Source organism: Paraburkholderia fungorum, from assembly GCF_900099835.1.
GTDB lineage: Bacteria > Pseudomonadota > Gammaproteobacteria > Burkholderiales > Burkholderiaceae > Paraburkholderia > Paraburkholderia fungorum_A.
On record NZ_FNKP01000002.1, the window covers coordinates 1,344,360 to 1,360,576 of the forward strand.

Genomic DNA, 16,217 nt, shown 5'->3' on the forward strand with positions numbered 1-16,217 from the left:
TCGTTGCGGTCCAGGATGACGCAAATTATCGCGTCATCCTCTCGCTGCATCCCTCATTTTGCAGGCGGTGGTGTCCAGATGCGGATATCGCTCGCCTTTAACGCAACGGGAATCAGCCCTGCCGCGTGATACGTATCGGCGATACGCTGCTGCTCCGCCAACTGATCGCGCCTGACCGGCACGATGTCATAACTGCGTCGGCCGTTGGCGAGTTCGACCGTAGCCTCGGGAATATTGCCCCACAGCGGACCGAGAATCTGCGCAGCTTCCTGCGGATGCGTTTTAACCCATTTGCCTGTCGTGTTCAATTCGTCGAATACGATGCGCAGCACGTCCGGGTGTTTATCCGCGAACGACGTGGTGGCCGTATAGAAACGGTTGTATTGGGCAACACCGTTCGAGCCGTCGGCAATCACTCGCACGTGCGCGTCGCGCTGCTGTGCGCCGAGGAACGGGTCCCAGATCGCCCATGCGTCGATATTGCCGCCACGAAACGCGGCAAGCGCATCGGGTGCTTCCAGATAACGCACCTGAATATCGTTGATCGTCAATCCCGCCTTGGCCAACGCGCTCAGCAGCAGATAGTTGCAGCCCGAACCTTTCGCGACCGCCACACGTTTTCCCTTCAGATCAGCCACCGAATGAATCGGCGAGTCCGGCGGCACGATGATCGCCTGCGCGGACGGCGCGGCGGTTTCTTCTGCGTAATACGTTAGCGGTGCATTGGCGGCTTGCGTGAACAGCGCGAATGCGTCGGCGACATCGGCATGCAGATCGACACTGCCCGCATTCAACGATTGCAGCAGACCGGTGGAGAATTCATGCCAGCTCACATCGTAGCCGAGCGGCTTCAACTTCTTCTCCAGTTCGCCGGTGCGCTTGAGAAGAATGAATAGCGTCGACGAGCGCTGATAGCTGATCGAGATCGTTTCGTTGGCTTGCGCGAGACCGGCTGACAGCACGCCGCCAATCAGCGAAAGAGAAATGCACAGCCGCCGTAAATGTCGACTGGGGGAAAAAATGGTTTGCATCGAATAGGTTCCGTCGGAGAAAAGGCAATCGTCGAATATATAAAAGATCGACACGCGCTTATAGACGGATTTCATCGATCGATAGAGAGAGAAATTGGAACGCGCGGCGGCGCTATAGCGCACTATCTGAAGCTTTGATGCGAGTTGCTGAATTCGAATTCGCCTTACCGTGGAGATTTTCGCTTTATGTCGACACTGCCGCCGCGCTTTGGCGTCTGGGCACTGGTCCATGGCAGCCGCGCCGCGCTGCAAGACCCGGATGAACCGTACGATGCGTCCTGGGCGCGCAATAAGGCGCTCGTGCTGGAGGCCGAGCAACTCGGTTACGACTCGGTACTCGTCGCGCAGCACACGATCAATCCGCATCACGCGGAATTCGATCAGCTCGAAGCGTGGACTGCTTCAGCCGCACTCGCAGCGCTGACTGAACGCATCGAGATCATTGCGGCGATCAAGCCGTATCTGTATCACCCCGTTGTACTCGCCAAGATGGCGCAGCAGATCGAGCACATCAGCGGCGGACGCTTTGCGCTCAATCTCGTCAACGCATGGAACCGGCCGGAATTGGAACGCGCGGGCATCGGTTTCGCCGAACATGACGCACGATACGCGTATGGGCGCGAATGGATCACCGTGGTCGATTCGCTGCTGCGAGGCGAACGCACGAGCTTTCGCGGTGAACATTTTGATGTGGATGACTATCTATTGCGGCCCGCCGATCCTTTTCGTGAGCGACCGCGCATTTACGTCGGCGGAGAATCGGAGCCTGCGCGTCAACTGGTTACCGACAAAGGCGATGTGTGGTTTATCAACGGCCAACCATTGGACGCCGTTCAGACATTGATCGCAGACCTTCGTGCCCGCACGCGGCCCGCATCGTATGCGCCGTTACGCTTCGGCCTGTCTGCCTTCGTGATTGCACGAGATACCGACGATACCGCCGCGCAGCACCTCGATCATCTGTTCGCGCTCGCCGCGAAAGACGCGTCGTTGCGCGAACAGCAGAAATCGAATATCGACCCCAACGCGGTGATGTTCAAGACCTTCGCGCAGACACCGCGCGTGGGGTCGAACGGTGGCACGGCGGCCGGGTTGGTCGGCAGCTATGACACCGTCGCAAAGCGGATTGCCGAATTCCATTTCGCGGGCATCGAATTGTTCATGCTGCAATTTCAGCCGTTCGAGCGCGACATGCGCAGTTTCGCTGAGGAAGTGATACCGCGCGTGAGGCGTCTGATTGGTTGAATGGCGGCAACGGGGCGTCAGTTTGGCTTAACGCTTCAATGTGGCACAGTATGGTCAGGCATCCACCATCCCTGACGAGCGACATGACGAAACTGCCACCCTACGAGCCGCCGGTCGACGAAAACCAGCTACTGCTGAAATGGATTCGCCGCGCGCGCGAATCGCAGATGAGCCATTACGACATGGCCGATCTGCTGTCGGCCCGAGACCGTCAGCTTGGCTGGCTGGTCACCGCGTTGACCGCGTTCGTCGGCACTGCCGTGTTCGCGTCGCTCGCAGCCACTGCGGTGTCGGTGGAATTGCGGATTTTCGTGGGACTGGTGAGCGTCGCCGCCGTGGTGTCGGCCGCGCTGCAAACCTTCATGAAGTATGCCGAACGTGCGGAGAAACATCGCTCGGCAGGGGCGCGTTATGGCGCGGTGCGTCGCAGGCTGGAAGCAGTCGTTTCCGGCGACCCCGATGCGCGCGAAGGCCACTATCTCACTTCGATTCGTGACGAACTCGACCGGCTCGCGCAAGATTCGCCGAACGTGCCACCGAAGATTTTCTATCGCACGCAGCGCACGTTATCGTCGGATACGGCGCGCGGCCGCGATGCGTGAATCGCTGATTCGCGTTGCTTGAAAAAGCGCGGACATGTCCACGCTTTTTCACCCAATCGATTCGTCAGAGATCGTCGACGCTGATACCCAACTCCGCCGCCATGCGCCGCACTACGGTCTGAAGCCGGCTCAGTTCGTCGGCGAGACGCTTTTGCTCGGCTTTCACTGCCTCGAAGGTGGACAGCGGCACCGTGTCGTCTTCGACACCGGGCTGCGCCAGTTCGCTCGCGCTGACTTCGCCGCACAGCAGATGCGTCCAGCGATTTTCACGCTCGCCCGGCGTGCGCGCCAGCTTGACGACCCGCGCCGGATCGTTGCCCGCGAGTTCGTCGAGAAACGCTTCGACCGACGAGATATCGGCAAAGCCATGCAGGCGCGCGCTGTTCAAGCGCAGTTCGGCCGCGGTCTGCGGGCCGCGCAGCAGCAACGTGGTCAGCAATGCCGCCGATTGGCTCGGCAGCCCGAGCACACGATTCATGTTGTGCTCGAAGCGCGGCACACGGCTGCTGCTGCCTTCCATCACGAGGCTGAGTCGCTTCAATCCGTCGACGGCCGTCAGCACTTCGGCTTCGGTTGCGTTCATCACCGGGGCGCGGCCGGTCTTCTGGTTGCAGCCCAAGGTCAACGCGTTCAGTGATAACGGATAGCTGTCCGGCACCGTGTGCTGCTTTTCGACGAGCACGCCGAGAACGCGCCCTTCGAGTTGCGTCAGGTCGCGGATCGCGGGGCGGGAGGAGGCGTCGGATGTGGTGTTCATGAGTGATTGTGCGGCATGGATCGCCGTGTCTCGTTGATGAAGTGCCGCTTGACGGCCGGTCTGGCGCAGCCAGTCAGCGCCTTCCGGCGCGGTGACAAGTGGCCACTATGATAAACGGCGCGCGGCGTCGCTGCGAACGAATCTCAGGGCAACGGGCACGGGCATTTCTGTCTAGTTGACGATTTTCCATATTAGAGATATTTTCCCTGATATGGAAAATACACTCTCCGACGAAACCACTATCGATCGCCGCATTGCGCAGCGGCTAAGGGCGCTGCGCGCGGAGCGCAACTGGTCGCTCGACGACCTCGCGAAACTCAGCAACGTCAGCCGCGCCACGCTGTCGCGGCTCGAAAATGCCGCCGTCAGCCCCACCACGAACGTACTCGGCAAGCTCTGCGTCGCCTACGGCCTGCCGATGTCGCGGCTCATGCGGATGGTCGAAGAGGAATTCGTGCCGCGCGTGCCACGCGGCGAGCAGCCGGTCTGGACCGACTCCAGCATCGGCTTCACGCGACGCTCGGTGTCGCCGCCCGCCCAGGCGTTGAGCGGCGAAGTGCTCGAATGCACACTCGATGCCGGCGTCCAGATTGCCTACGATGCGTCGCCGCGCGCCGGTCTCGAACATCATCTGATCCTGCTCGACGGACAGCTTCAGATCACTGTCGACGGCCAGCGTCACGAGCTTCAACCGGGCGACTGCCTGCGCTATCAGCTATTCGGCCCCAGTGCCTTCGTAACGCCCGCGAGCAGCGGAGCGCGCTACCTTCTTTTCATCGTGTGAGCCAGCATGAGCGCCAATCCGCTTACCATCGTTTCCCTCTCCGCTGACGACCTCATTGGTCATCTTTCAGAACTCGGCGCGTTACTGCGCGCGTGCGTCCATGACGGCGCGAGCGTCGGTTTCGTGATGCCGTATGGCATCGAAGAAAGCGAGGCGTTCTGGCGCAACAAGGTATTGCCCTCGCTGCGTGCAGGCGGGTTGGTACTGCTAGTCGCGCGTTATGGCGACGCGATTGCGGGCACCGTGCAACTCGATTACGACACGATGCCGAATCAGCGTCATCGAGCGGAAGTGCGCAAGCTGCTGGTGCATCCCGACGCACGCCGCCAGGGTGTGGCGCGCGCGCTGATGACGGAGGTGGAGCGTCATGCGCAGGGTTTGCAGCGCAGCCTGCTCACGCTGGATACCCGCACAGGGGATCATGCCGAACCGCTTTATACCGCGCTGGGTTATCAGACCGCCGGGGTCATTCCGGGTTATGCGCAGGGGCCGCTGGATAACGAGCGATTCGACGCGACGACCATCATGTACAAGAGGCTTTAAAGGGGAGCATTGCCCGGCGCGAACAGCCTGGAGTTCAAGCCGTCTTTGAATACTTGAACGTGCCCTGCGCGCTGGCGATCAGCAATTTGCCGTCCACCCACGCCTCGCCGCGCGAGAAGAAAATCGAGCGGCCCTGGCGTTCGAGGAAGCCCTTCGCCGTCACCGATTCGCCGAGGCCCTTGTCGAGATAGTTGGTGGTCAGCGACAGCGTGAATGCGTGCCGCGACGCTTGACCCGGTGCTGCGTAAAGACCTGCATAGCCGGCCGCTGCGTCGAGCAGGGTCGCAATCGCGCCGCCTTGCAAAACGCCCTGACGATTGAGCTTGCTGGCGTCGATCGGCATCGTCAACTCGGCGTAACCGTCGCGCCATTGCGTCAGGCGCACGCCGAGCGACTCGAGAAACGGGTTGTCGATGGGGAAGTCGGGATGGTCCATTTCATTAAACCTTTCAGTTTGTGAGTCTCTTCGAACAAGGCATCGTGCACTCGCGCACGCGGTACTCCCGCGATTTTGCGCAGTGCATCGTGACAAAAGCAAAATCCTGCACATCTGCTAGTGTTCTTCAAATCCATGTGACTTCTATGGAGAACACAATGCATCAGGCGCATTCTGCAAAGCGGAAACCGACCCACGCAACCCAGGTAACGCACGACTCCCCCACCCGTCTAAGCGATGCCCAGATCGCCGCCGACGCCACCCGCCGTCTCGCATGGGACGCCGCCGTGCCCGAACACAGCGTCAAGGTGAAGGTCTCGCGTGGCCGCATCACGCTGACTGGCGAGTTGCAGCGCGATCAGCAACGAACCGCTGCGCTCGAAGACGTCACACGGCTGTTCGGCGTAACCGGCGTATCGGATCGCACTGTCGTGAAAGTGCCAAAAGTGAAATAAGCTCACCCGCTCGCGCTCTGCAACAGCGTCCGGCAATGGCGCGCGATCTGCTTTTCTTCTTCGGTGTGGATCGCCCTCACCTTGCCCGCCGGATCGCCTTCGGTAAGTCCGATAAAGCCGAGGCCGTCGCAGATACGCTGGCGCATTGCCGCACTGTGCTCGCCGATCCCGCCTGTCAATACCAGCAGATCGATCCCGCCAAGCAAGGCCGCATAACCGCCGATCGTCTTGCGCACGGCGGTGGCAAATGCATCGAGCGCCAGCGAAGCATTCGCATCCCCCGCCGCTGCGCGCTTTTCGAGCGCCTGCATGTCGCTCTCGCCATCGGCGAAACCGGCCAGGCCGCTTTGGCGATTCAGCAGCGTTTCCAGCGCGTCGGCATCGAGCTTCTCCACGCGCATCAGATACAGCAGCACGCCAGGGTCCAGATCGCCGCTGCGCGTGCCCATCGGCACGCCGCCGGTCGGCGTCAGACCCATCGACGTATCGACCGATTGACCGTCGCGCAACGCGCAAACGCTCGACCCATTGCCCAGATGCGCGAATACCGCCCTCGACGGTAAGTCGGCCCCGAGCCGCGTCACCAGCGACTCGTACGACAGCCCGTGAAAGCCGTAGCGCATCACGCCCGCCTCGACATACCGGCGCGGCAGCGCGAGTTGCGCAGCGCGCGGCGGCAGCGTCGCGTGAAAGGCGGTGTCGAAGCACGCGAAATGTGGCACGTCGCCGAAAATCTTCATCGCCTCGTCGATCAGCGCGAGCGCGGGTGGAATATGCAGCGGCGCAAAATGCACGGCGTCTTTCAGATGCTGCCGGACTTCGTCGGTGAGAAGCTGATGCCGGCGCAGATGCGGCCCGCCATGCACGACCCGATGCCCCACCGCCGAAGGCTGCGCAAACCGCTGTTGCGCAAGCACTTGCGAGAGCTTTTGCAACGCATCGGTTTGCGACTCCAGCACATGGTCCTGCTGCACCAGCACGCCGCCATCGGGCGAGCGGATCCGCAAGCTGCCGTCCTTGCGGCCAATCCCTTCGGCCGCGCCTTCCAGCAGCAGCGATTCGTCATCGGCCGAGTGCGAGAAAAGCCCGAACTTCAGCGACGACGACCCGCTGTTGAGCACCAGAATCGTTTGATCGCGTGTCGTGTCCTGAGTGTGCATAAGTGACCTCGCCTAACCTAAGCTTTCCACGTCCAGTTGCGGATTTCTTCCTTGTCGATCCCTTCGGCATGCGCATAAGCGAGATGCTCGATGATCTGTCCGCGCAGCCACTCCTTCGCATGATCGCCGACGCCGCGCAACTTCGGCACGCGATCGATTGCGTCGATTGCCAGCGTAAAGCGGTCCACGCCGTTGATGATCGCGAGTTCGAGCGGCGTGTTGATGTTGCCCTTCTCGTGATAGCCGTGCACGTGCAGGTTCTCGTGATTCGAGCGGTTGTAGGTCAGCTTGTGCACCAGCGACGCATACGAATGGAAGTTGAAAATCACCGGTTTGCCGGTGGTGAACAGCGAATCGAAATCGCGGTCGGACAGACCGTGCGGATGCGCGTGCTCGGGCATCAAGCGGAACAGATCGACCACGTTGACGAAGCGGATTTTCAGATCGGCGAAACGCTCCTTCAGGATCTGTACGGCGGCGAGCGCTTCCATCGTCGCGATGTCGCCCGCGCACGCGATCACCACGTCCGGTTCGACACCCTGATCGGTCGACGCCCAGTCCCAGATGCCGATGCCCTTGGTGCAATGCGTGACGGCCGCGTCCATATCGAGGTACTGCAAATGCGGCTGCTTGTCGGCGACGATCACATTGACGTAATCGCGCGAACGCAGGCAGTGATCGGCCACGCTCAGCAGGCAGTTTGCATCGGGTGGCAGATAAATACGCACCACGTCCGGGCTTTTATTCGTGACGACGTCGAGAAAGCCGGGGTCCTGATGCGTGAAGCCGTTGTGATCCTGACGCCAGACGAGCGACGTGATCAGCAGGTTGATCGAGGGCACCGGTTGACGCCAGCCGAGATCGCGCTTCGATTTTTCGAGCCACTTCGCGTGCTGGTTGAACATCGAATCGATCACGTGGACGAACGCTTCGTAAGTTGCGAACAGTCCATGGCGGCCGGTCAGCACGTAGCCTTCGAACCAGCCTTCGAGCGTGTGCTCGCTGAGCATTTCCATCACGCGGCCATCGGGCGCCAGTTCGCCGCCGTCCTCGTCGCTTGGCTCGGTCTCGGCCAGCCAGGTTTTCTCCGACGCTTCGTAGACGGCCGTCAGCTTGTTGCTTGCGGTTTCGTCCGGACCGAACACGCGGAAATTCGTCATGTTGTTGCGCATCACGTCGCGCAGAAACTTGCCGAGCACGTCGGTCGGCGACGTATACGACGCGGCCGGCTTTTTGACTGCCACCGCGTAGTCCTGAAACATGGGCATATCGAGCGTCTTGCACAGCAGGCCGCCGTTCGCATGCGGATTCGCGCTGATCCGGCGCGCGCCCTCGGGCGACAGTTCGCGCAACTCTTCGACCAGACGCCCGGCTTCGTCAAATAACGTTTCGGGTTCGTAGCTGCGCAGCCAGTGTTCGACCAGCTTCAGGCTCTTGCCATTGGTCGCCGGATCGAGCACCGGCACCTGATGCGCGCGCCACGATCCTTCCACCTTGTGGCCGTCCACTTCTTTCGGACCGGTCCAGCCTTTGGGCGAACGCAGCACGATCATCGGCCAGCGCGGTCGTGTCGCGTCGTTGCTGCCGCGCGCGTGCTGCTGGATCGCCCGAATTTCGCCGATGCATTGTTCAAGTGTGGCCGCCATCTGCTGATGCATCGTGTCGGGATCGTCGCCCTCGACGAAATACGGCTTGTGGCCGTAGCCGGTCAATAACGCTTCCAGCTCCTCGCGCGGAATTCTTGCAAGGATGGTCGGATTGGCGATCTTGTAGCCGTTCAGATGCAGCACCGGCAACACCGCGCCATCGCGGATCGGATTCAGGAATTTGTTGGAATGCCACGACGTCGCGAGCGGACCGGTTTCGGCTTCGCCATCGCCGATCATCACGGTAACAATCAGCTCGGGGTTATCGAACGCGGCGCCGTATCCATGCGACAGGCTATAACCGAGTTCGCCGCCTTCGTGAATCGACCCCGGCGTTTCCGGCGTGCAATGCGAGCCGATACCGCCGGGAAACGAAAACTGCCGGAAAAAACGCCGCATGCCGGCTTCGTCTTCGCTGCGGTCGGGATAGATTTCCGAGTAATGCCCTTCGAGATAGCAATGCGCGAGACTCGCCGGTGCGCCATGGCCAGGCCCCGCCAGATAGATCATGTCGAGATCGAGTTTTTTGATCAGCCGGTTCAGATGCACCAGCAGAAAACTTTGTCCTGGATCCGAGCCCCAGTGACCGAGCAGGCGGTTCTTGATGTGCTCGGGTTTCAGCGGTTCGCGCAACAGCGGGTTGTCGCGCAAATAGATCATGCCGACCGACAGATAGTTGCAAGCGCGCCAGTAGCGGTCCATCTTGCGCAGCGTGTCGGGGTCCAGGGTTTGCGGCGGCGTGGAACGTGAGGTTGCTTCGGCCATGGCGTCACTCCTCGAAAAGGACTGTCAGGCAGGTTAGCGGGTGCGGCGGCGAGTGTTCGAACCTGCGCGTAGCGTACGTGTAACACGCACGGATTGCGGGCAATGCGGACCGGCGCGAATAACCTTGCAGCGCCGGCCTGTCATTCAGATGACACAACAAAAGCGTAGCGGCGCAGGTCTTTTCGTGAACGCTGTTCCGACCGGGGCCGCGATCTTCAGGGGATGTGACAGGCTGCGCCCGGCATGGTTCGACGCAATTGTCCAAAGCTTGATCTGTGTCGGTTCTGGCATGCGCTTCGTGATGCGCGTCGTTCTTTGACGGCAGACGCACGCAGTCTTGCGCTAGACTGCCTGTGCGGATCGACGCGATGTATTCAAGCTGCTAACTCCAACGCGCAGCGGCCGCGCGCAACTCATGCACGCCACGCTTGCCGCCTCTCATTGCCTCTTACTTCAATGGCCGCCATGTCGAAACCCAGTTCAGTCAAAGTGTTCGTGACCATCGTTCTGTCGCTCGTGATTTTGTGGGCGGGCGTCGCGGTTCTGATCGGCGTATTCGCTTTACTGATCAAACTTTTCGGGCTGACGCCGGGTTGATCCTGCGGCTCACCGAGCGGGCGTCGGCGACGCAAAATGTGTATGCTGATCGATCATCCGGCGCCGTTGCGGCGCCTGTCCCGCTTCGCCAGTAAGGAGATTCCATTGACGGATCACGCCGATACACCCCCGCCCTCCCAATCGCCGATCGACCCGGAGTTGCTCGCAGTCGCCCAGGAAGTATTCGATCTCGCACGACGCGGCGACGCGGCGATGCTCGCGGCCGTGATCGAAAAAGGCGTGCCGCCGAATCTGCGTAACGACAAGGGCGACAGCCTCGTGATGCTCGCGAGCTACCACGGTCACGTGGATGCAGTGCGTACCCTGCTCGAACGTGGCGCCGACCCTGATCTGCGCAACGACAACGGGCAAACGCCGATCGCCGGCGCAGCTTTCAAAGGTTTCGACAAGGTGATCGAGACACTGCTCGCACACGGCGCCGACGTCGAGGGTGCATCGCCCGATGGCCGCACCGCGTTGATGGTGGCGGCCATGTTCAATCGCACCGCGATCATGGAGTTGCTGATTGCGCGCGGCGCGAACCCGAAGGCCCGCGATGCAAACGGCGTGACGCCGGCAGCCGCGGCCGCGCGCATGGGCGCAGCAGATGCCGAGTCGCGCCTGAAGGAATTGGGCTCCTAGTCAGATTTCTGCGAAGGGTGCGGGGTTGCCCGCGAGCAGCGCCCTCGCCTTCACATTATCCACACCGCTTCACCCCTTCGCGGCCAGCAGCGAATCCAGATCGATATCCGCCAGTTCGCCGATCCGCTCGACGGTCACATCGGCGGGCGGATTGCTCGCGATCTCTTTCGGATCGAAAGCATAGTGACCCTGGCGCGGAAACACCGTGGTCAGCTTGTCGCCCCACGACTTTTTCATCGCAGTGAGAATCCGCAGTTTGTCGTCGACCATCACGTAGTGGCGCGCGGGGTAACACTCCATCACCTGATCGAGCATCAGTTCCTTGTGGATATAAATCAGCACGCGCCCTTCGACTTCGTCCCATAGACCGGAGCGCGAAATCTTGCGCGGCTGGAACACCACGTCGCCGTCGGAAAGAATCACCGTCGGGCCGCGTTGCCCGACGTGCCGCAGCGCATCGAGTGCGCCCGGATAGAGCCGGTTCGCAAACGGATACTCGATCAGGAACGACGCCATCAGCAACAGCTTCGTGTCACGCGGATGCTCCAGCCGGTAACGCTGCAGCGCGCCGAGATAGTCGGCGTAGCCCAGCTCCTTGCGCTGATCTTCGAAAATCTCCCAATAGCGCGCGCTGTTCTCCGCGCCGAATTCCCGCATCATGTGCGCGCGCAAATCCGACAGCACGTGGTCGTTGTCCAGCAACGTGTTGTCACAGTCGAACAGAAACACGACGTCGTGCGGGTTGGAGGTTGTAGCTTGCATCGCGGTTTCCTGGGTTGAGTTGGTTTGCGGGTTATCGGACTGGAAGCTGGCGGATCGATCACTGGCGGACGCCAGATTCGAATCTGGCGCATCACGTGCCGCGCGAATCAGCTTTTCTGTCCACCGGACGCGGACGGCTCGGCGCTCTTTTCGACGTGACCGCCGAAATCATGCCGCATGGCCGACAGCACGCGATTCGCGAAGTCCGCATCGCCGCGCGAACTGAAGCGCGCGAACAGTGCCGCGCTGAGCACCGGCGTCGGCACGCCCTCGTCGATCGCGGCGGCTACGGTCCAGCGACCCTCGCCGGAATCCGACACACGTCCCGCGTAATCCTTCAGATCGGCGTCGCTGACCAGCGATCCGGCGATCAGGTCCAGCAGCCACGAACCGATCACGCTGCCGCGCCGCCAGACCTCGGTGACATCGGCGAGATTCAGGTCGTACTGGTACAACTCGGGACGACGCAGCGGCGACGTTTCGGCATCGACTTCGCGCGCGTGCTTGCCGGCATCCGCGTGATGGAGAATGTTCAGGCCTTCAGCGTACGCGGCCATCATTCCATATTCGATGCCGTTGTGGACCATCTTCACGAAATGGCCCGCGCCCTGCGGTCCGCAATGCAGGAAGCCCTGGTCGGCGGTACTCGAGCCTGGCTGACGGCCGGGCGTGGCCGCTGCCGATCCGGCACCAGGAGCCAGCGTCGAGAAAATCGGTTCGAGCCGCTTCACGACCTCCGTCTCGCCGCCGATCATCAGACAGTAGCCGCGCTCGCGGCCCGCGACGCCGCCGCTCGTGCCGACGTCCACATAGTGAAGGTGGCGCGCGCCGAGTTCGTTGCCGCGACGGATGTCGTCGTGATAGTACGAGTTGCCGCCGTCGATCACGATATCGCCCGGTTCGAGCAGCGGCACGAGTTTGTCGAGCGTCGCGTCGACCACGGCGGCGGGCACCATCAGCCAGACTGCGCGCGGCTTGTCGAGTTGCGCGACCAGGTCTTCGAGCGAGGATGCGCCTGCTACGCCGTCCTGTTTGAGTCTCTCGACCGCTGCCGCCTGCACGTCGTAAGCGATACATTGCTGACCGCCTTTCGTCAGGCGTCGCACCATGTCGGCGCCCATGCGTCCCAATCCAATCATGCCTAGCTGCATATCTCGCTCCGGAAAGTGGTCGTTGCGTTGTTCGATATTGTTCGGCGTACCGTGATTGCGTGCGTTGGCGGTGTTGCGTCGGCTGCGCTGCAAAATGAAGGCGATGAAAAGCCGCGTGACACCACGCGCGTCAAAAGACGATACGCCTCTTTGCAGAGGCGTGGCGCGGCGTAAAGTTCCTGGCGGAAGGATTTGCGCGCGATTGCGCGCAAGTATCGGCGATGAATGTTCGGGCGCGGATGGAGCGTGTCCGGCGTTTGCTTCAATCGGCTGACTGTCGGCTTACATACGGTTTCCACGACGACGCGCGGTATGTCGCGTGTGCGCTTTCGCTTGCATCGTTCGAACCAGTGGTTGGCTCTTAGGACTAGCAGCGTGCAACTGGATTCTGTGCAACGGTGCGATGCACAGAATGCCCCCGCCCCAATGTGCCACGCGCCGCAACACGCCGATCGGCGCCAACACCAGAATTAGCTGCGCCGTGTCTGCGTCTTCGCATACCGCTCGCGCGCAAACCGCTTCACTGCCCGCCACATCAGCGGATAGCGATAACCCGGCACCGCGAACAGCACCAGCGCGCACAGCGCCAGCAAGCCGCAGAACAGGAACGTGCCGCGATAGCTGAACGCCTGCACCAGCAAGCCCGACAACACGCCCGACAGAATCGACCCAACCCGCGCCGCGTTGAAGAACAGCGCGGTTGCGCGGCCAGGCGCATGCGGCATCAGATCCTGCACGTAGGTCATGCCGAGACACGACGTGACGGCGACCACGAACGCGTTGAGCATCTGCATCGGAATCAGCACGTGGACATTGCCCGCCAGCGACATCCCGACGAAATACACCGCGTGCACCGCCGCGCACGCCGCCAGCCAGTTCGGCTTGTGCAACGTGGACGATTTCGCGCCGAGCGCGAGCATCATCGGAATCTCCATCAATGCGCCCAGGCCGAGCATGACCGAGACGTCCAGATGCGTGCCGTTCAAGCCGTGCACGATGTAAAGCGGCAGTACGATCATGGTCGCGTTCGCGGCCAGCCCGAGCAGCGTGAGCGCGGCGACCGCGCGGCCGATATCGTTCGCCGACGCGACGCCCGGCAGGTCTTCATGTGCGTCTTCGCCTGGCGTAGTCAGCGGCGGCACGGTAATCGACGCCGACGGCTCCGACGCCGTATCTTCTACCGTGTGATCGCCCAGATGACCTTGCGGCTCCCGCATCTTCCACACGATGAACCCGCAGGTCGCAAAGCTCGCGGCGGCAAACAGGAAGAGTCCATAAAAGCTGGTCGCCGCCAGCACCAGCGCACCGACCGACGGCCCGAACACCCACGCCGCCGACAGAATGGTCCGCAACGTCGCGCTCGCGAACACACGCTCCTGCGGATCTGGTACCGGTAACGCGGCGCGGCTGAAAGAGAACACCATCGAGATGGCCGAGCCGCCCGCACCGATAAAAACGATGCCGACCACCAGCAGCAACCGGTAGTCGCGCACGACACACAAACACAGGTAGCCGAGCGCGGCGGCAATCAGCGCCGCCAGCAATAACGGCCGATGCCGTCCGCTGGCGTCGCTCCATCGACCCGCAAGCGTACTGGCGAGCACACCGCTCGCGGCGATCAGCGTCATGAAGACGCCGAGCCTGAACGGCGTCATGCCGGCGCGCTCGACGCCGAACAGCGAGAGATACGGAGCGGTGAACGACATCGCCACACCCAGCATGAGGGTGGCGGCGGCCAGCGGCTTGAAGCCAGGGATGCGAAGCAGGTCGAAAAAGCGTGAGGTTTTCAACACGGGGACGGTGGGTCAGTTGGAGCGAATCTGGTACGCGAAATGCGCGCCGGAGAGTCGTGGCCGATGCAACTGGGGCATTATCGGCCTAGCTTGCGGGCGCGTAAACCCGCGCCGGTTCGTCCCAAATTCGTCCTGCATCGACGTTGCGTTACGTTGCCAGCAAGCTGACTGCATGCTGCGTGCTACTTACCATCCGTTACACGCATTTGCTGTGCTTGAGCTTTGTAATCATAGGTCGGATAAAACTCGGTTCGATAGCCGCCCCACGCAGTCGTTTCGATTGCGCGGTTGACTTCGCGCAGCCTGCTCGCGGGCACACGCAACGTGACAACCTGGCCGATACCCATCATCACGTACCACGAGACGACTTCGATCCCGGGCGGCGGGAAGGTTTTGAAGAAGCCCTGCGCGCGCAGCTGGTCGTTGATCTTCGGCAGCGGTTTGGATTCGTCGTGGCGCAGAAAGATGGTGAGCAGGAAGGTGTCGTCTGCTGCGGGTGTTGTTGCCGCGCCCGGTTGAGTGGCGGCGATAGTCGGTGCATTGGTTGGGTCCGGTGCGGCGGCTGGATCGGCGCCGTAAGCGAGCGGCGCAGCGGCGAGCGACATCCCCAGAGAGACGAGCACCGCTGCACGCAGTACCCCGCGACGTAGTACGACGCTGGACAGCCCGGAAACGATCGCAAATGCATTGGGCATGAAATGCCTCCGTAACGAGTTAAGCAAATGTGTTGTTTGCAGCGATACAGCGATACACAGCGCGCGCGTTACGCATTGGTGCGCCAGGTGGCGCGGCGACACGCGAGCAATTTCCACTCCAGTTGTGGTGCCTCCGCCGAAGGCTCCCGTTACAGCACGACGTAACCGCGTTTTTCGAGCGTCCACCGATGCCACTGATTGCCATACATGCCGCAGCCGATAGCAAACAGAATCGACAGAATCGTGCCGATCAGATCGGCGGTCTCGCCCCACAAGCCCAGGCTGAACAGAATGATACTGACCGACAACATGACGAAAGCGGCAAACCACATTCGCCTCGACAACGCCCAGATGAAGCCGAGCAGACAGGCGCCCCAACTGAAGCCCGTCGCGACCGCGACCGATTCGCCGGTGCCGGGGTATTGCAGATAAATCCTGTCGCCCATTTCGTTTCCCAAATATTCCTGAACTTTGCCGGATGCAGATGCGATTTGCGCCGCCGATCTTCGACGGCAGAGGATGATGTTTAACATGCCACGGCGTCATCCACGAGAGTGTGCGTGCGAATTGCGTCGCGGGGAAGCGTGTGCGGCGGTACGCGTCGCGGGTCAATGCGCATCACAGGCGAGCCTCACTGACGTTACGCGGCATAGCTGCTAACCTTGGCAGATCCACACGCAGGCAAGACCGCAGCAGGCCGTGTTGGCTAATGGCCTTACAGCAGGCCTTACAGCAGGCGTTACTGCGGGCCTTACAGCGCCCTGTCCGTCCAGATAGAACCGCATCGGAGCACGCATGGCAACCCAGACAGCCTATTCAACACACGCCCCCTCGCGCGCCGATGTCGACGCGCTGCCCGGCACGACCGTCGTCGAATTCGGCACGGACTGGTGCGGCTATTGCCAGGGCGCGCAGGCGTCGATTGCCGAGGCGTTCGCGCCGCATGCCGAGGTCAGGCATCTGAAAATCGAAGACGGCCCCGGTCGCCCTCTCGGCCGCTCGTTCAAGGTGAAGCTGTGGCCTACGCTGGTGTTCATGCGCGATGGCGCCGAAGTGGCGCGGGTGGTGCGTCCACGAAACGCGGCGGAGATTGCCGACGCGTTCGCGGCGCTCTGATTTTTATCCCTTCCCCGCCGATTCACCCATTGCAAAC

The 16,217-nt window shown here is 61.7% G+C and carries 18 protein-coding genes; 8 read left to right on the top strand and 10 right to left on the bottom strand.

Going from position 1 to position 16,217, the window contains the following annotated elements:
- Window positions 1-53 precede the first annotated feature (53 nt).
- The gene (locus tag BLS41_RS21945) at window positions 54-1,031 is read right to left on the bottom strand and encodes an aliphatic sulfonate ABC transporter substrate-binding protein (RefSeq protein ID WP_074771102.1); all 978 of its coding nucleotides are present in this window, start codon (window positions 1,029-1,031) and stop codon (window positions 54-56) included.
- 186 nt (window positions 1,032-1,217) lie between these two features.
- Between BLS41_RS21945 and BLS41_RS21950 the strand changes: the two genes are divergently transcribed.
- Window positions 1,218-2,276, top strand: coding sequence for an LLM class flavin-dependent oxidoreductase (locus BLS41_RS21950; RefSeq protein ID WP_074768635.1), 1,059 nt, complete (start codon window positions 1,218-1,220; stop codon window positions 2,274-2,276).
- Between the two features lie 83 nt (window positions 2,277-2,359).
- On the top strand, window positions 2,360-2,878 hold the full coding sequence (locus BLS41_RS21955) for an SLATT domain-containing protein (protein ID WP_074768637.1): 519 nt from the start codon (window positions 2,360-2,362) through the stop codon (window positions 2,876-2,878).
- A 64-nt stretch (window positions 2,879-2,942) separates the two neighbouring features.
- On the opposite strand, the gene BLS41_RS21960 is transcribed toward BLS41_RS21955, so the two are convergent.
- Window positions 2,943-3,635, bottom strand: coding sequence for a YceH family protein (locus tag BLS41_RS21960; RefSeq protein ID WP_074768639.1), 693 nt, complete (start codon window positions 3,633-3,635; stop codon window positions 2,943-2,945).
- 211 nt (window positions 3,636-3,846) lie between these two features.
- Between BLS41_RS21960 and BLS41_RS21965 the strand changes: the two genes are divergently transcribed.
- The gene (locus BLS41_RS21965; RefSeq protein WP_074768643.1) at window positions 3,847-4,419 is read left to right on the top strand and encodes a helix-turn-helix domain-containing protein; all 573 of its coding nucleotides are present in this window, start codon (window positions 3,847-3,849) and stop codon (window positions 4,417-4,419) included.
- A gap of 6 nt (window positions 4,420-4,425) precedes the next feature.
- A complete protein-coding gene (locus BLS41_RS21970; RefSeq protein WP_074768647.1) occupies window positions 4,426-4,962 on the top strand; it encodes a GNAT family N-acetyltransferase in 537 nt (178 codons plus the stop codon).
- 34 nt (window positions 4,963-4,996) lie between these two features.
- Here BLS41_RS21970 and BLS41_RS21975 read toward each other — a convergent pair whose 3' ends face one another.
- Entirely contained in the window at window positions 4,997-5,398 is a 402-nt protein-coding gene (locus tag BLS41_RS21975; protein ID WP_074768651.1) for a PaaI family thioesterase, read from the bottom strand.
- Window positions 5,399-5,556: 158 nt separating this feature from the next.
- Here BLS41_RS21975 and BLS41_RS21980 point away from each other — a divergent pair, with 158 nt between their 5' ends.
- Window positions 5,557-5,853 (top strand): BON domain-containing protein, encoded by a 297-nt coding sequence (locus BLS41_RS21980; protein ID WP_083380044.1) that lies wholly within the window; start codon window positions 5,557-5,559, stop codon window positions 5,851-5,853.
- A gap of 2 nt (window positions 5,854-5,855) precedes the next feature.
- On the opposite strand, the gene BLS41_RS21985 is transcribed toward BLS41_RS21980, so the two are convergent.
- Window positions 5,856-7,013: an acetate/propionate family kinase gene (locus tag BLS41_RS21985; protein ID WP_074768655.1), complete on the bottom strand. Its 1,158-nt coding sequence runs from the start codon at window positions 7,011-7,013 to the stop codon at window positions 5,856-5,858.
- Window positions 7,014-7,030: 17 nt separating this feature from the next.
- Window positions 7,031-9,424, bottom strand: a complete 2,394-nt coding sequence (locus BLS41_RS21990; RefSeq protein WP_074768657.1) for a phosphoketolase family protein — start codon at window positions 9,422-9,424, stop codon at window positions 7,031-7,033.
- Between the two features lie 465 nt (window positions 9,425-9,889).
- Between BLS41_RS21990 and BLS41_RS39985 the strand changes: the two genes are divergently transcribed.
- Together BLS41_RS39985 and BLS41_RS21995 are read left to right on the top strand one after the other, a co-directional pair.
- Window positions 9,890-10,021, top strand: a complete 132-nt coding sequence (locus tag BLS41_RS39985) for a hypothetical protein (protein WP_290439529.1) — start codon at window positions 9,890-9,892, stop codon at window positions 10,019-10,021.
- Between the two features lie 105 nt (window positions 10,022-10,126).
- Window positions 10,127-10,663 (top strand): ankyrin repeat domain-containing protein, encoded by a 537-nt coding sequence (locus tag BLS41_RS21995; protein ID WP_074771104.1) that lies wholly within the window; start codon window positions 10,127-10,129, stop codon window positions 10,661-10,663.
- A gap of 69 nt (window positions 10,664-10,732) precedes the next feature.
- Here the strand turns inward: BLS41_RS21995 and BLS41_RS22000 are convergent, their stop codons facing one another.
- The 5 genes from BLS41_RS22000 to BLS41_RS22020 form a co-directional block, all read right to left on the bottom strand.
- Window positions 10,733-11,425, bottom strand: a complete 693-nt coding sequence (locus BLS41_RS22000) for an HAD family hydrolase (RefSeq protein WP_074768660.1) — start codon at window positions 11,423-11,425, stop codon at window positions 10,733-10,735.
- A 107-nt stretch (window positions 11,426-11,532) separates the two neighbouring features.
- A complete protein-coding gene (gene gnd, locus BLS41_RS22005) occupies window positions 11,533-12,612 on the bottom strand; it encodes a phosphogluconate dehydrogenase (NAD(+)-dependent, decarboxylating) (protein WP_290439537.1) in 1,080 nt (359 codons plus the stop codon).
- Window positions 12,613-13,046: 434 nt separating this feature from the next.
- Window positions 13,047-14,369: a sugar efflux transporter gene (locus BLS41_RS22010; RefSeq protein ID WP_074768662.1), complete on the bottom strand. Its 1,323-nt coding sequence runs from the start codon at window positions 14,367-14,369 to the stop codon at window positions 13,047-13,049.
- A gap of 182 nt (window positions 14,370-14,551) precedes the next feature.
- Window positions 14,552-15,064 carry a hypothetical protein gene (locus BLS41_RS22015; RefSeq protein ID WP_074768664.1) on the bottom strand — a complete coding sequence of 171 codons (513 nt, stop codon included), beginning with the start codon at window positions 15,062-15,064 and terminating at the stop codon, window positions 14,552-14,554.
- A gap of 149 nt (window positions 15,065-15,213) precedes the next feature.
- Window positions 15,214-15,510, bottom strand: coding sequence for a DUF2628 domain-containing protein (locus tag BLS41_RS22020; protein WP_074768666.1), 297 nt, complete (start codon window positions 15,508-15,510; stop codon window positions 15,214-15,216).
- Window positions 15,511-15,859: 349 nt separating this feature from the next.
- On the opposite strand from BLS41_RS22020, the gene BLS41_RS22025 reads away from it, so the two are divergent.
- Entirely contained in the window at window positions 15,860-16,180 is a 321-nt protein-coding gene (locus BLS41_RS22025; protein ID WP_074768668.1) for a thioredoxin family protein, read from the top strand.
- The last annotated feature ends 37 nt before the right edge of the window (window positions 16,181-16,217 follow it).

Coding starts and splice junctions, on each gene's coding strand:
- BLS41_RS22020 (WP_074768666.1), bottom strand. CDS start 15,510: ATGGGCGACAGGATTTATCTGCAATACCCCGGCACCGGCGAATCGGTC.
- BLS41_RS21960 (WP_074768639.1), bottom strand. CDS start 3,635: ATGAACACCACATCCGACGCCTCCTCCCGCCCCGCGATCCGCGACCTG.
- BLS41_RS21985 (WP_074768655.1), bottom strand. CDS start 7,013: ATGCACACTCAGGACACGACACGCGATCAAACGATTCTGGTGCTCAAC.
- BLS41_RS21990 (WP_074768657.1), bottom strand. CDS start 9,424: ATGGCCGAAGCAACCTCACGTTCCACGCCGCCGCAAACCCTGGACCCC.
- BLS41_RS21950 (WP_074768635.1), top strand. CDS start 1,218: ATGTCGACACTGCCGCCGCGCTTTGGCGTCTGGGCACTGGTCCATGGC.
- BLS41_RS21965 (WP_074768643.1), top strand. CDS start 3,847: ATGGAAAATACACTCTCCGACGAAACCACTATCGATCGCCGCATTGCG.
- BLS41_RS21970 (WP_074768647.1), top strand. CDS start 4,426: ATGAGCGCCAATCCGCTTACCATCGTTTCCCTCTCCGCTGACGACCTC.
- BLS41_RS22000 (WP_074768660.1), bottom strand. CDS start 11,425: ATGCAAGCTACAACCTCCAACCCGCACGACGTCGTGTTTCTGTTCGAC.
- BLS41_RS22025 (WP_074768668.1), top strand. CDS start 15,860: ATGGCAACCCAGACAGCCTATTCAACACACGCCCCCTCGCGCGCCGAT.
- BLS41_RS21980 (WP_083380044.1), top strand. CDS start 5,557: ATGCATCAGGCGCATTCTGCAAAGCGGAAACCGACCCACGCAACCCAG.
- BLS41_RS22015 (WP_074768664.1), bottom strand. CDS start 15,064: ATGCCCAATGCATTTGCGATCGTTTCCGGGCTGTCCAGCGTCGTACTA.
- BLS41_RS21955 (WP_074768637.1), top strand. CDS start 2,360: ATGACGAAACTGCCACCCTACGAGCCGCCGGTCGACGAAAACCAGCTA.
- BLS41_RS39985 (WP_290439529.1), top strand. CDS start 9,890: ATGTCGAAACCCAGTTCAGTCAAAGTGTTCGTGACCATCGTTCTGTCG.
- BLS41_RS21975 (WP_074768651.1), bottom strand. CDS start 5,398: ATGGACCATCCCGACTTCCCCATCGACAACCCGTTTCTCGAGTCGCTC.
- BLS41_RS21945 (WP_074771102.1), bottom strand. CDS start 1,031: ATGCAAACCATTTTTTCCCCCAGTCGACATTTACGGCGGCTGTGCATT.